Annotated in this window: 11 protein-coding genes and 4 tRNA genes; 3 read left to right on the top strand and 12 right to left on the bottom strand. The window is 52.0% G+C overall.

What is annotated here, in order from left to right; translation table 11 throughout:
* Window positions 1-62: 62 nt before the first annotated feature.
* The 3 genes from hemY to aslA all read left to right on the top strand — a co-directional run bounded on the left by hemY (window position 63) and on the right by aslA (window position 4,188).
* Complete coding sequence (gene hemY / locus D9738_RS22200; protein WP_130261205.1) at window positions 63-1,259, top strand: protoheme IX biogenesis protein HemY; 1,197 nt, start codon at window positions 63-65, stop codon at window positions 1,257-1,259.
* 49 nt (window positions 1,260-1,308) lie between these two features.
* Window positions 1,309-1,899 (top strand): hypothetical protein, encoded by a 591-nt coding sequence (locus tag D9738_RS22195; protein ID WP_130261204.1) that lies wholly within the window; start codon window positions 1,309-1,311, stop codon window positions 1,897-1,899.
* A 633-nt stretch (window positions 1,900-2,532) separates the two neighbouring features.
* On the top strand, window positions 2,533-4,188 hold the full coding sequence (aslA, locus tag D9738_RS22190; protein WP_130209412.1) for an arylsulfatase AslA: 1,656 nt from the start codon (window positions 2,533-2,535) through the stop codon (window positions 4,186-4,188).
* Window positions 4,189-4,355: 167 nt separating this feature from the next.
* Here aslA and D9738_RS22185 read toward each other — a convergent pair whose 3' ends face one another.
* The 12 genes from D9738_RS22185 to rffC all read right to left on the bottom strand — a co-directional run bounded on the left by D9738_RS22185 (window position 4,356) and on the right by rffC (window position 14,082).
* Window positions 4,356-5,591, bottom strand: coding sequence for an anaerobic sulfatase maturase (locus tag D9738_RS22185; RefSeq protein WP_130261203.1), 1,236 nt, complete (start codon window positions 5,589-5,591; stop codon window positions 4,356-4,358).
* A gap of 146 nt (window positions 5,592-5,737) precedes the next feature.
* Window positions 5,738-5,814 (bottom strand) — tRNA-Pro (locus D9738_RS22180).
* A 42-nt stretch (window positions 5,815-5,856) separates the two neighbouring features.
* Window positions 5,857-5,943: transfer RNA gene (locus D9738_RS22175), tRNA-Leu, on the bottom strand.
* A gap of 20 nt (window positions 5,944-5,963) precedes the next feature.
* Window positions 5,964-6,039 (bottom strand) — tRNA-His (locus D9738_RS22170).
* A 58-nt stretch (window positions 6,040-6,097) separates the two neighbouring features.
* Window positions 6,098-6,174, bottom strand: a tRNA-Arg gene (locus tag D9738_RS22165).
* A gap of 102 nt (window positions 6,175-6,276) precedes the next feature.
* On the bottom strand, window positions 6,277-7,662 hold the full coding sequence (locus D9738_RS22160) for an amino acid permease (RefSeq protein ID WP_130209408.1): 1,386 nt from the start codon (window positions 7,660-7,662) through the stop codon (window positions 6,277-6,279).
* A gap of 190 nt (window positions 7,663-7,852) precedes the next feature.
* Window positions 7,853-8,593, bottom strand: a complete 741-nt coding sequence (gene wecG, locus D9738_RS22155; protein WP_130209406.1) for a lipopolysaccharide N-acetylmannosaminouronosyltransferase — start codon at window positions 8,591-8,593, stop codon at window positions 7,853-7,855.
* Between the two features lie 2 nt (window positions 8,594-8,595).
* On the bottom strand, window positions 8,596-9,948 hold the full coding sequence (gene wzyE / locus D9738_RS22150; protein WP_130261202.1) for an ECA oligosaccharide polymerase: 1,353 nt from the start codon (window positions 9,946-9,948) through the stop codon (window positions 8,596-8,598).
* Window positions 9,945-11,024 (bottom strand): TDP-N-acetylfucosamine:lipid II N-acetylfucosaminyltransferase, encoded by a 1,080-nt coding sequence (gene rffT / locus D9738_RS22145; protein WP_130261201.1) that lies wholly within the window; start codon window positions 11,022-11,024, stop codon window positions 9,945-9,947. Before rffT ends, wzyE begins: the two co-directional genes overlap by 4 nt.
* A complete protein-coding gene (gene wzxE / locus D9738_RS22140; RefSeq protein WP_130261200.1) occupies window positions 11,021-12,271 on the bottom strand; it encodes a lipid III flippase WzxE in 1,251 nt (416 codons plus the stop codon). The genes rffT and wzxE overlap by 4 nt, the downstream gene beginning before the upstream one ends.
* 1 nt (window position 12,272) lies before the next feature.
* Window positions 12,273-13,403, bottom strand: a complete 1,131-nt coding sequence (gene rffA, locus D9738_RS22135) for a dTDP-4-amino-4,6-dideoxygalactose transaminase (RefSeq protein WP_130261199.1) — start codon at window positions 13,401-13,403, stop codon at window positions 12,273-12,275.
* A gap of 4 nt (window positions 13,404-13,407) precedes the next feature.
* On the bottom strand, window positions 13,408-14,082 hold the full coding sequence (gene rffC / locus D9738_RS22130) for a dTDP-4-amino-4,6-dideoxy-D-galactose acyltransferase (protein WP_130261198.1): 675 nt from the start codon (window positions 14,080-14,082) through the stop codon (window positions 13,408-13,410).
* Window positions 14,083-14,107: the final 25 nt, after the last annotated feature.

Here is a 14,107-nt window from a genome sequence, read left to right as displayed (position 1 = left end):
CCTGCACCTGCACCTGCACCGCAAGCTGATACTCCGGCAGCCGCGCCGCAAGGAGAATAATCATGCTAAAAGTGTTATTGCTCTTTGTGTTGCTGATTGCGGGGATCGTGGTCGGCCCGATGATTGCCGGTCATCAGGGTTACGTACTGATCCAGACCGACAACTACAATATCGAAACCAGCGTGACTGGTCTGGCGATCATTTTGATTCTGGCGATGGTCGTGCTGTTTGCCATTGAGTGGCTACTGCGGCGGATCTTCCGCACCGGCGCGCACACCCGGGGTTGGTTTGTCGGACGTAAGCGTCGCCGCGCACGTAAGCAGACTGAACAAGCGCTGCTAAAACTAGCGGAAGGCGATTATCAGCAAGTTGAAAAGCTGATGTCAAAAAATGCCGATCACGCTGAACAGCCGGTGGTGAACTACCTGCTGGCTGCCGAAGCCGCACAGCAACGCGGGGATGAAGCGCGCGCCAATCAGCATCTGGAACGTGCAGCAGAACTGGCGGGTAACGACACCATTCCGGTGGAAATTGCCCGCGTTCGCCTGCAACTGGCGCGTAATGAAAATCATGCGGCACGCCACGGCGTGGATAAGTTACTCGAAGTCACACCACGCCATCCGGAAGTGCTGCGTCTGGCAGAACAAGCGTATATCCGTACCGGCGCGTGGAGTTCACTGCTGGACATAATCCCGTCAATGGCGAAAGCCCACGTTGGTGATGAAGAACATCGCGCAATGCTGGAACAACAGGCATGGATTGGTCTGATGAATCAGGCACGGGCCGATGACGGCAGCGAAGGTTTACGTAACTGGTGGAAAAACCAAAGCCGGAAAACGCGTCATCAGGTGGCTTTGCAGGTGGCAATGGCGGAACATCTTATTGAATGTGACGATCATGATACTGCCCAGCAAATTATCATCGACGGCCTGAAACGCCAGTATGATGATCGCCTACTGCTGCCGATCCCACGACTGAAAACCAACAATCCGGAACAGCTTGAAAAAGTGCTACGCCAGCAAATCAAAAACGTCGGCGATCGCCCACTGTTGTGGAGCACATTGGGCCAGTCACTGATGAAGCACGGCGAATGGCAGGAAGCATCGCTCGCCTTCCGCGCGGCACTGAAACAACGCCCGGACGCCTACGATTACGCATGGCTTGCCGACGCGCTGGACAGACTGCACAAACCGGAAGAAGCCGCATCGATGCGCCGCGACGGTTTGATGTTGACGTTGCAGAACAACCCGCCGCAGTAATTTATATCGCCTCGTTCAGAGGCGATATTTTTTTACAAGGATGTCAAAAATGCGCATGCCTTCCCGCTACCTTTTCCGCTTGCCATCGCCTGAAAGTAATCCTGTTCGGGTAAGGTTGTTACTCTGCTTTTTGATATGTGCTGCTCTGGCTGGCGTAGGCTGGCTGACTATTTCCTTCGTGCGTACGGGCAACACCTTCATCTTCTGGTTATCACTTTTTATTGTGTCTCTGATAGCCGCCGCGAAGCAGGATAAAATCAAGCTCCTCGAGAAACGCCGAATCATGGCCGATAAACGTCAGGGGCTTTCCATTTGTCAGTTTGCACGCCAGTTTAATCCTCGTACCGTAGATACATGGATCATTCGGGCTGTGTGGAATACCTTGCAAGAAAACGGCTATATCGGCTACCCACTGCCACTTAAAGCCGACGATAAACTGGACGAAGATCTGGATTTGGTAAACGATGCCGTTGAGTTAGAAGAGCTGGTCGAAGATATCGCCGCTCGCTGCGGACGCGATTTAACCGGAATAGAGAATAATCAGTTTCTTCCCATCGTCACGGTAGGCTCTCTTGTAAGGGTGCTAAATGCACAACCAATGACGCAAGAGCGACGTAGCCTGTTGTTTATTCAGCCATAAAAAAACGCCTGCTCTTATTACGGAGCAGGCGTTAAAACAGGTCTGTATGACAACAAGTGGGTGCTTCACTCAACGTTGTGTCCATGGTGTCTGATGAGGCATAAGCGACATCTGTCAGTGGACGATAAGCACCGTAAACGGCTCTGCGTCATTCCTAAGTTTATGAGGCACTAAGGCGAACATAAGAGATGGAATGAGCATCTACCCAATTATTATGCCATACAGGCCCGGGAAATAACATCCTTTAATACTTGTTATGAGAAAATTCTGCAATCCAGGTTTCTTTCATTCGCAATAATTACCTGAGCAAATATTATCCAGCACCTTACTCTCTTTAATTATAAATACTGTGAATTGTTAAAAATATTCAATAACCAATATATATATTAATTACACTCCTAATCAAAAACAGCATCAATAATCAACACTATACAATAAACCTGCCTTACATATCCCCCGCACCAGGGGTAGGATTGAAAACGCTCTCCTGATCTTTCGATTCATTCTCATGGCAAATAAATAATATATTTTCATCATAATTATTTATATACCCATTTTATCAGGGAGAGGGATCTCAATTATCAATGCTTAATTACGTCATCCATTTAATGACATGAAACCGGAGCATTTTGCATGGAAATTTCGTTTTCACCCAAACTACTGGTGATCGCAATCGCCGCCGCTATTCCTTTGCTGGCCAGTGCTGCAGATACCCCGTCAACCGCTACCGCGCGCGAAGGTTATGCCGGGTATGATCACCCTAACCAGTACCTGGTTAAACCGGCGACCACCATTGCCGATAATATGATGCCTGTGATGCAGCATCCGGCACAGGATAAAGAAACCCAGCAGAAGCTGGCGGAATTAGAGAAAAAGACCGGTAAGAAACCGAACGTGGTTGTTTTCTTACTGGATGACGTGGGCTGGATGGATGTCGGCTTTAATGGCGGTGGCGTGGCGGTAGGTAACCCAACGCCAGATATTGACGCCGTTGCCAGCCAGGGATTGATTTTAACCTCTGCATATTCTCAACCAAGTTCTTCCCCTACCCGCGCCACCATTCTCACCGGACAATACTCCATCCACCACGGCATTCTGATGCCGCCGATGTACGGGCAACCGGGCGGTCTGCAAGGGTTAACCACCCTGCCGCAATTGCTGCACGACCAAGGTTACGTCACCCAGGCTATCGGGAAATGGCATATGGGGGAAAACAAAGAGTCGCAGCCGCAGAACGTCGGCTTTGATGATTTCCGTGGCTTCAACTCCGTGTCCGATATGTATACCGAATGGCGCGATGTTCACGTCAACCCGGAAGTCGCCCTGAGTCCGGACCGTTCTGAATACATCAAGCAATTACCATTTAGCAAAGATGATGTTCATGCTGTACGCGGCGGCGAACAGGAGGCCATTGCTGACATTACGCCGAAATATATGGAAGACCTGGATCAACGCTGGATGGAATATGGCGTTAAGTTCCTCGACAAGATGGCGAAGAGTGATAAACCTTTCTTCCTCTATTATGGCACTCGCGGCTGCCACTTCGATAACTACCCGAACGCCAAATATGCGGGTAGCTCTCCGGCACGAACCTCGTATGGTGACTGCATGGTAGAGATGAACGATGTGTTCGCTAATCTCTACAAAACGCTGGAGAAAAACGGTCAGCTGGATAACACGCTTATTGTCTTCACCTCCGATAACGGTCCAGAAGCCGAAGTGCCTCCGCACGGTCGCACACCGTTCCGTGGAGCGAAAGGATCTACCTGGGAAGGCGGCGTTCGCGTTCCGACTTTCGTGTACTGGAAAGGCATGATCCAACCGCGTAAATCTGACGGTATTGTTGATCTGGCAGATCTCTTCCCAACAGCACTGGATCTGGCGGGGCATCCTGGGGCGAAAGTTGCGAATTTAGTGCCGAAAACCACCTTTATCGATGGTGTAGACCAGACATCTTTCTTCCTGGGAACAAACGGCCAGTCTAACCGTAAGGCCGAGCACTACTTCCTCAACGGCAAACTCTCTGCTGTGCGTATGGATGAGTTCAAGTATCACGTCCTGATTCAGCAGCCTTACGCTTATACCCAGAGCGGGTATCAGGGTGGGTTCACCGGCACGGTAATGCAAACAGCCGGATCGTCGGTGTTTAACCTCTACACCGATCCACAGGAAAGCGATTCTATCGGCGTGCGCCATATCCCGATGGGAGTACCACTGCAAACCGAAATGCACGCGTATATGGAGATCCTGAAGAAATATCCTCCACGCGCGCAGATTAAATCTGACTAATCCGGCGCTATCGCAGTGATCTGCCTTTGCCGGATGCGATGTTGACGCATCTTATCCAGCCTACAGAACACTGCAATTTATTGAATTTGCACGATCATGTAGGCCGGATAAGGCGTTTACGCCGCATCCGGCAATCAACCGCAGGCGGCCACAAAATGGCCGCTTTTTTACTTATTCACCACCATCAAATGCGCCTGCATAATGTCGCTGGCCGGACGACCGTGCGCCAGCAAATCAGCCATTGCTTTAAGATACGGCGGTAGATGGCGGAAATAACGCTGATAGCCGGTACACAAATAATTCAGCCCCGGTTTTCCGCTGGTATCGAGCATGAAGCGGTGTTTCGGGCAGCCTCCCCAGCACGCTTTTAACACGTTACAACTGCGACACTGCGCCGGTAACTGCTTAAATTTATCTTCACCAAAAGTCTGCTGCTGCGGAGAATCTACCATTTCTGCGATGGTCTGCTGAAGCATATTCCCCAGTCGATATTGCGGATAAACATAGTGATCGCAGGCGTAAACGTCGCCGTTGTGCTCAACAATCATCGAGCGCCCACAGGTTGGCTGATGATGGCAAACCGCACCAGGCGCACCAACAAAATTGGCAAACGCCCATTCGATATTCATCACGAAAATCTTGCCGACGTCGCGTTTGATCCAGTGGTCGAATATCGCCACCAGAAACTCACCAAATTCATCGGGGCGCACCGACCATTCCGTCAGGTCACCCTGAATATCGCCGGGCGCATGTAGTTTCAGTCCATCGCGGGCAGCTGTTTCATCAGCCAGGCGCTCGACCACCGGAATAAACTGGATGAATTCGACTCCCGCATCGCACAAAAAATCATAAACCTGCAACGGTTGCTGCGCGCTGGTGCGGTTGACGCAGACCAGCACGTTATAGTCGACATGATGCTTTTGCAGCAGCATCAGGGCACGCATCACCAGCTTATGCGTTGGTCTGTCACCTTTGGTCACGCGATATTGATTGTGGATCTCAGCCGGACCATCCAGAGATAACCCAATAAGAAAATGATTTTCTGCCAGAAATGCACACCATTCGTCATCGAGCAGCACACCGTTAGTCTGGAAGCTGTTACTTACCTTCCTGCCAGTACCGTATTTCGCCTGTAACTTTACGGCACGGCGGTAAAACTCCAGCCCCATCAGCGTTGGCTCACCGCCCTGCCAAGTAAAAGCGACTTCGTTTTGTGGTTCGCTGGCGGCGATATAGTGACGGACATACGCTTCCAGCGTGTCTTCGCCCATATGCGTGACTGGCTTTTCACGGTAAAGGGATTGTTTTTCGAGATAAAAACAGTAGTCACAGTTCAGATTACAATCGGAACCGCTCGGTTTCGCCATCACGTGAAACGCACGCGTTGGAACCTGTTGCAGCATGGTCGCTCCTTGCCTGAAGTCATCCTTCAATAAGTTAAGGGCGAAATCATACCGTGTGGCAATGAGTTACTACGGGCGTTTATTGCGAAGGGAGAGTGATGAAATGCACAGAAAACAAAAAACCCCGCCGAAGCGGGGTTCAAAATTGGTCGGCGAGAGAGGATTCGAACCTCCGACCCACTGGTCCCAAACCAGTTGCGCTACCAAGCTGCGCTACTCGCCGAAATACTGCTTTTTGAATTTTTAGTTCAATTCTTTAAAGTCGTGGTGCGAGGGGGGGGACTTGAACCCCCACGTCCGTAAGAACACTAACACCTGAAGCTAGCGCGTCTACCAATTCCGCCACCTTCGCATTGTCACAACTTCTAATAATGGGGTGGCTAATGGGATTCGAACCCACGACAACTGGAATCACAATCCAGGGCTCTACCAACTGAGCTATAGCCACCACTACAAATCTTGTTACGCGGTATTACTACCACCGCAGCTCAAGCGCCGGGACTAAATGGCGCGCCCGACAGGATTCGAACCTGAGACCTCTGCCTCCGGAGGGCAGCGCTCTATCCAGCTGAGCTACGGGCGCTTAGCGCCGTTGCGGGGGTGGATAATACGGACTTCCCACCCCTCTGTCTAGTCCCTTTTTAAATAAAATGCGCGTTTGGTTACGGTTTGTGCGCTTTGCTGCTTATTTCTCCAGTTTATGCGCTTTACCGTGGCGATTAAGGCCAAAAACTTTATAAATCGCCGTCACCGCCAGCATGAAGATGATGCCGACAAACAGCGACATACGGGTATCTTCATTAAAGTACATACCGATCAAAACGCAAATCAGGAATGCCATTGTTACGTAGTTGGCCCACGGGAACAGGATTGAGCGGAACGGATGGCTGGCAATCGCCGCTTTGTGTGCACGACGAAAACGCAGCTGGCTTATCAAAATCACAAACCACGGCACCATGCCCGGAAGCACGCTGGCACTGTAAACGTAGACAAACACGCGCTGTGGGTTAGGGATGATGTAGTTCAGGCATGAGCCAATTAGCAGGATGACAATGGATACCGCCACTCCTGCAACCGGCACACCGTGACGGGAAACTTTCGCCATCGCCGCCGGTAACTGACGGTTTTTCGCCAGCGCGTAGAGCATACGTCCGCAACTGTACATGCCGCTGTTACAGCCAGAGAGCGCAGCCGTCAGCACCACAAAGTTGATAATGCCCGCCGCTGCGGTAATACCGATTTTGGCAAAAGTCAGTACAAACGGGCTGCCATTGCTGCCAATTTCATTCCACGGGAAAATGGTGACGATAACGAAAATCGCGCCTACGTAGAAAATCAGGATTCGCCACAACACTTTGCCTACGGCACTGCGCAGCGTCACCTGCGGATTCTTCGCTTCACCGGCGGTGATGCCAATCAGCTCCACGCCCTGGTAAGATGCCACCACAATACACAGAGCGGTCAGGAACCCTTTCCAGCCACCCGCAAAGAAACCGCCATGCTCTGTGAGATTGCTAAAACCAATCGACTGGCCGCCATTGCCAAAGCCAAAGAAAATCACGCCCAGGCCAATGACAATCATCACGATGATGGTAGTGACTTTGATCATCGCGAACCAGAACTCAATTTCACCATACAACCGCACCGCTGCCAGATTCGCCAGTGCCACCAGCGCCACCGCGATCAATGCGGGTATCCACTGCGCCATCTCCGGGAACCAGAACTGGACATAAACGCCAATGGCAGTGATTTCTGAGATCCCCACCGCCATCCACATAAACCAGTAAGACCAGGCGGTGAGATAGCCAAAGAACGGGCTCATATAACGATGCGCGTAGACGGCAAACGAACCGGTCACCGGCTCGAGAAACAACATTTCGCCCATTGAGCGCATAATGAAAAAGACGAACAGCCCGGCGATGATATAGGCCAACAATACAGATGGCCCGGCCCATTTCAGGGTGCTAGCGGCCCCCATAAACAGACCAACGCCAATGGTGCCCCCCAGGGCGATGAGTTCGATATGTCGAGCTTCCAGCCCACGCTGTAGCTCTGGTTTGTTATCTGCCATAAATCCTCGTGTTGTGTTTGCATGCTTTCCGGTGTTACCGGTTATCGTTATGGGTACATCGAGTGTTGCGAATGTTTTCGTAATTCAGAAGAAATGGCAAATAAAGCATTAAAAATTTGAATGCTTTGTGTAACAAAAAGACAGGCAGGCGACGAAGTGACCACTCCGTCGCTTTACAGAGAGAGGAAAATCAGAGATCGCCGGTGTAATGCCAGCGTAAATAACGCAGCAAACGAAGCTGGCGCTTAATGCGACTCGGCTGCGAAAGCAGTCTATAAAGCCACTCCAGTCCCAGTTTTTGCCAGATTTTCGGCGCGCGTTTCACGTGACCGGTAAAGACATCGTACGTTCCACCAACGCCCATATACAGCGCATTAGGGTGCACCAGGCGGCAGTCGCGCATGAAGATCTCCTGCTTTGGTGACCCCATTGCGACAGTGACAATTTGCGCACCACTGGCGTGAATACGCTCAAACAGCGCCTGACGCTGCTCGGGTTTAAAATAACCATCCTGGCTGCCAACGATATTCACATTCCACTGGTCGCGCAGTTTAGCTTCGGTCTGCGCCAGCACATCAGGTTTACCGCCCACAAGAAATACCGGCGTCCCTTCCTTGCCTGCGCGCGCCATTACTTCTTCCCAGAGATCGGCACCGGCAACGCGGGAAACCTGTGCCTGCGGGTACTTTTTACGCACCGACCGCACAACGCTAATGCCATCGGCATATTTAAATTCGGCAGCGTTAATTAACTCCCTGACCTCGACGTTATCTTCAATGGTCAGCATTTTTTCGGCATTAATGGCAACCAGCGTTCCCTGCTTAAGCTGCCCATCAGCGAACAGATAATCGAGGGCATGCTGCATATCACGCCAACCGATCAACTGTAAGCCACGCAGCGTATAGGTCGGTGCCGTGGTGGTGTTATTCATTGTTATCCTTCAACCTGCGTCCGGAGCGATGATTTTATTCGTTTATGAACGAGTCCGGCGTTATCAAAAAGCCAGTACAGCAGTTTTGCAATCATCAGGCTTGCGCCGAAGACCACGATAAAAAAGACGACACGCGAGACAAACGAATCCAACCCTTCGCGCGCCAGCACGATCATATTGAAGATCGCCCCGAAGCAGAAACTGTGGAGAATCGCAGCCTTATAGCGATTAGTTTCGCGGTTGCCCAGCTCATACAACCAGTCGAACCACTTGATGATCAGACCAACCACAATCGCCCCGAGCGGGATGAACAACGCGCCGCCCATAACAACCAGTGAGCCTATAAGCGTAGGCGAGATCGCCAGTCCGGAGTGGTTATTCAGCACTTCCCAGGTAAAGTAGTTGGCGGAGTTCAGCACCATACTCGGGCGACCCGGCCACAGCCAGGAAGGGATAAAGACATAGAAATCGCGGACAATTGGAGCCAGGCCCTGGAAGTCGATGTTGTCGTAGTTCTGCAACAGCAACGCCAGATTCTCCCACGGCGAGAAGGTGTCGCGGGTAAGATAGAGAAACGTATAGAACGCCTCATCGCCGCTCACGTTCATTCCGTAGCGTTTTAGCGCCAGCCAGAACATACCGACAATCCCCAGCACGCCCGCAGCCGCCAGCATCCACAGTGAAATCCAGCCGCGAATAATGCCGATAAACAGGAAGATAGCGAACGCGATAATGATATTGGCGCGAGTGCCGCCGACAATCATGTAAGTCAGCAAGCCAAAGGCGACCGTGCTGACGAGGAAAAACAGCCACGCTTTACTGTCCTGGCGCAGAAAGTAGACCACTAACATTGCCGGGATGAAAAAGTAAAAGAAACGCTTTAACGCCACGCCAGAGACTTCGCTGGAGAAGATCTGGCTGTAGGAGTTAAGCCGGAACAGCAAAAAACCGTTATGCATGAAAAAGATGCCAACGCTCACCAGCGCGATACCCATCAGAATCACCCACGTGAGATTGGTTTCCACGCGGTTCATGGTAAACACTGGACGGCGCGGTGCATCAGCAACGCGTTTGCGTAAACGTGTTTTGTAAGTGACGTAGTAAACTGCGTAAAATCCCCCCGCAGAAAGTAACGCCTGCAACAAGATATCTGGCGGCACCACGGCAACATCAAAGCGAAACACCAGCAAGCTGGTCAGCGGGAAGCCGAAGAAAAAGGTCAGCAAAAACAGCAATGAAAAGAAGACATTGAAGTTAAAACGCACGCGGCGAAACTCAAACCATGTCAGCGTGGCGATAAACAGCGTGCAGAGCAGCCAGACAACAAACAGGCCGCTGAATTGCAGCAGGCTCATGCGACCTCCCCGGAGGCAATAGCCAACGCCCGCTGCCAGCCTTGCAGATAGTTCGGGCTAAAGAAGGCAATGGTGTTTTTATCCACCGACGCCAGCTGGCGCTGCGCTTCACGCACAATATCTTCGTTGAGATCGTCAGTGGTAAACAGCACCGGCAAATGCTGTTCTGTCATATCCTGCCAGAACGGATTTTCCCGGTTAAGCACACAAGGAATGCCCGCCTGAATCAGTAAGCACAGCGTACCAATGCCCTGCTGGCGGGCAAAAATAAAGTAGCCGAGATCGCACTGGCGAAGTAGCGCCAGATAGGCGTCAAATTCCAGTTTTTCGCTCAGAACTTGCAGATTTTCTTCGCTGAATAACTCGAGCCCCGCCTGACGAACTTCGTCGATATACGCTTCGTTATTAGGTGGATATCCCATCGGCACCACGACTTTTACCGTATCGCCAAACTGCTGATGAACAGCGCGCAAGGCGGCGATATGCTCATTGCTGCGATCGCCGGAGTTCCCTACCAAAATGGTCATTTTCCCTTCACGTTGCCGATCGTTCGCCATTGTATTGAGAGAAGGGTCCATCCGGGTTGGGAAGTAAATCAGTTCGCCCCGCACCTTTGGATGCGTTTTGGCAAAAAAGCTCAAGTCTCCCCGAGTGGCAAACACACAGCCCACTCGCTTTTGTGCCAGTCGGCGCAGAGGATAAAAGAGTTTATATTTCAATCCACTGGAAACTTCATAGAGATCTGCCCCCCAGATATGCCAGTAAAACTGGCTGGGCTTGATTCCGCCACTAAGCAGCGCCAGCCACAGCTTGGGATTGAACTGGCCGTGGAAGAAAAACCGTTGCTGGCGGTTAGCTTTCGCTTTAGCGATAACGGCTTCTGCCAGTGATTTTTTCCCAGGGAAAAATTGCACAGAAAGCGCCGGACAACTATCACTTAAGCCGTCGTCCTTGCCAGCAACCATAAACTCGCGCGCGTGCTCGCTCGTCGCGGCCAGCGCGTCATTGAAAAACCGCAGAACGGTTTGGTTATGGTGAGGGATATCCGATCCCAGTACGTGAATCAGTACAGTCATGCCCGCCTACGCCAGAGTAAAAACACGCCACAACAAAGAGAGAAATAGACGATATAGGTTGCCATGTAGGCCTGCGCCGCGCCCAGGGCGCCATGCACGGGGATCAACCAGTGGGCAAATACCATCAATAAAGTGAACTGGCTGACTTCCGCCAGAATATAAAAACGCAGCGACGCTTTGGCGATCACTAAATAACCAAAGACATAAGCGCCCACTTTCAACACATCGCCGACCAACTGCCAGGCAAAGAGATCGCGCATGGCGGTAAATTTATTCGACAACAGTAGCCAGATGGCAAAATCACGCAGTAGCCAGACGGTGAAACTCGCTGCCGCCACGGCCGGTAAAACAAATTTCAGCGACTTCACCACTTCCCGAGTGATATCGCGTTTTTCCGTTAGCCGCGACAACGTGGGCAGTAAATATACACTGAACGATGCGGTAATAAATTGCAGGTAGGCGTCGGAAATACTGCTCACCCCTTGCCAGATCCCCACTTCATCCCAGCTATACTGCGCCGCCAGCAGTTTACGCATCATGATGTACGCAACGGGCAAGGTTACCGACGTAATCAACGCCATAAGGGTAAATTTGCTCAACTGCCCTGCCAGACCGTTATCCCAGCTGGGTTTTAGATAGCTTAACGGGATAGCGCCACGCTTAATTAACATGACGGCGGCAGGCATTACCACCAGCGCGGGAATCAGCGCCAGACCAAGCAACGCGCCTTCATAACCGCCAAAACGGTAACTGACATAATAAGCAATAACGCCAATCAGGCTGCCGACAATCAGCGATAACGCATTACCCGCGGCATCGCGAAAGCCTTTCATTAGCGCCAGCAACAGGTTGCCCCAGGCGATCCCCATTTGCACCAGCGCCACTAAACGCACCAGCCCCTGATAGTCGGTATTACCAAACAATCCCTGGCTGATTGGCGCAGCCGCCAGCACAAAGACCAGCGCCATCAGCGTGGAGAAGCCAAGCACCATCGCAGATGAAGTGCCGACCACACGGCGCAGCTGCTGCGGATTATCGTGGTACTGGGCAACGTATTTGGTTACGCCATTAAAGATGCCCGCCCCGGCAAGCACACCGAGCACGGTTATCAACTGGCGGAAATTTGCCGCCAACCCTAGTCCTGCCGGACCAAATGACACCGCCAATAATTTACCAACCAGTAACCCAGCGCCAATCTTGACCAGCGTACTGGCCGCCGTCCACAAGGATGCTTTTGCCAGCGACATATCAGGAGAAGTAGTTCAACAAGGTCGCAATCACCGTGCGCTGATTGACGGGCGACAAGTTGTAGAACAACGGCAGGCGCAGCAGGCGCTCGCTCTCTTTGGTGGTGTAGCGATCTTCACCGTGAAACTCACCAAAGCGTTCACCCGCAGGGCAACCGTGCAGCGGAATGTAATGGAACACCGCCATGATTTCCGCTTCCTTCAGGAAGCTAATCAACGCGCTCCGGTCATCAATATCCCGCAGCTTGATGTAGAACATATGCGCGTTCTGCACGCAGTCATCCGGAATCGACGGCAGTTCGATACGCCCGGCTTTCGCCAGAGGTGCTAACGCATCGTAGTAATTTTGCCACAACGCCAGACGTTGCTGGTTGATACGTTCAGCGGCTTCCAGTTGCGCCCACAGATACGCAGCTTGCAGATCGGACATCAAATAGCTGGAGCCGATATCGCGCCAGGTATATTTATCAACCTGACCACGGAAGAACTGGCTGCGGTTAGTCCCTTTTTCGCGAATAATCTCGGCACGTTCAATCAACGCTTTATCATTAATCAGCGTCGCCCCGCCTTCACCACCCGCCGTGTAGTTTTTGGTTTCATGGAAGCTAAAGCAGCCAATATGGCCAATGGTTCCCAACGCACGCCCTTTGTAAGTGGACATCACGCCCTGAGCGGCATCTTCCACCACAAACAGATTATACTTTTTCGCCAACGCCATAATGGTGTCCATTTCACAGGCCACGCCCGCGTAATGCACCGGCACGATAACGCGCGTTTTGTCGGTGATCGCCGCTTCAATCAGCGTTTCGTCGATATTCATGGTGTCCGGGCGAACATCGACAAAAACGATTTTTGCTCCACGCAGCACAAAGGCGTTGGCGGTGGAGACAAAGGTGTAGCTCGGCATGATCACTTCATCGCCCGGTTGGATATCCAGCAGCAGCGCCGCCATCTCCAGAGAAGCAGTGCAGGATGGCGTCAGCAGTACTTTGGCGCTGCCAAAACGTTGCTCCAGCCACTGCTGGCAGCGACGGGTAAAACCGCCATCGCCGCACAGTTTGCCGCTACCCATTGCCGACTGCATATAGTCGAGTTCGGTGCCCACCACCGGCGGTGCGTTAAATGGAATCATGTGATCACCTGTATAACCAGTACGCGGTGCTTTCTACATTCGCACCACTTTGTATGTATCGTTTAAGCGCGGCGGTGTTGCCCATCTGGGTCGCCACCCGCAATGTTGTTTTACCGCGAGCATACGCCCAGTTTAGCGCCGTTTGCATCAGTTCAGCACCTGCGCCGCGTCCTGCCAGTAAACCAATGCGCGCGTCAGTGGCATTCAACTCTCGTAGAGAAACATAGCCGCGAATCTCTCCGGACGCCGCGCGTAAAACCAGGCATTGATGATCAAAGGTGCCGCGCACGGCATTTTCAATCCACTGCGCGTAAAAGCGACCACTGGCATCGGGTGCATACCACGGCATACGAAAACGGCTTTGGGCGAATGCTTCGCGGGCTAACTGGCGTAGTACTGGAATATCTGCTTCTTGAGCCACTTCCGCACGGCTTTCACTGACGTTGATCACGGAGAGCGCAAAATCCACTTCTCCTTCGACCAGCGAGAATCCCAGCTGTTGCAGGACATCTAGTTCTTCGGTATTGGATGCGGCAATTTTGGCCTGTACTCGTGACCACGGCGCCAAAACGCCTGGCGTCAGGAGCGGTGCGTCAGGACTAATGCGCACGATGGCGCTGTTAACGCCAAAAAAGGCGTTTTCCCAGGTTAGTGGTTCAATACTGGCGCGGACGGGCATTCTCTATCTCCCTCAACACAGTCGT

Origin of the sequence: Escherichia sp. E10V5, assembly GCF_004212315.1 — a bacterium.
Classification (GTDB): domain Bacteria; phylum Pseudomonadota; class Gammaproteobacteria; order Enterobacterales; family Enterobacteriaceae; genus Escherichia.
This window is presented reverse-complemented; position numbering and strand designations above follow the sequence as displayed.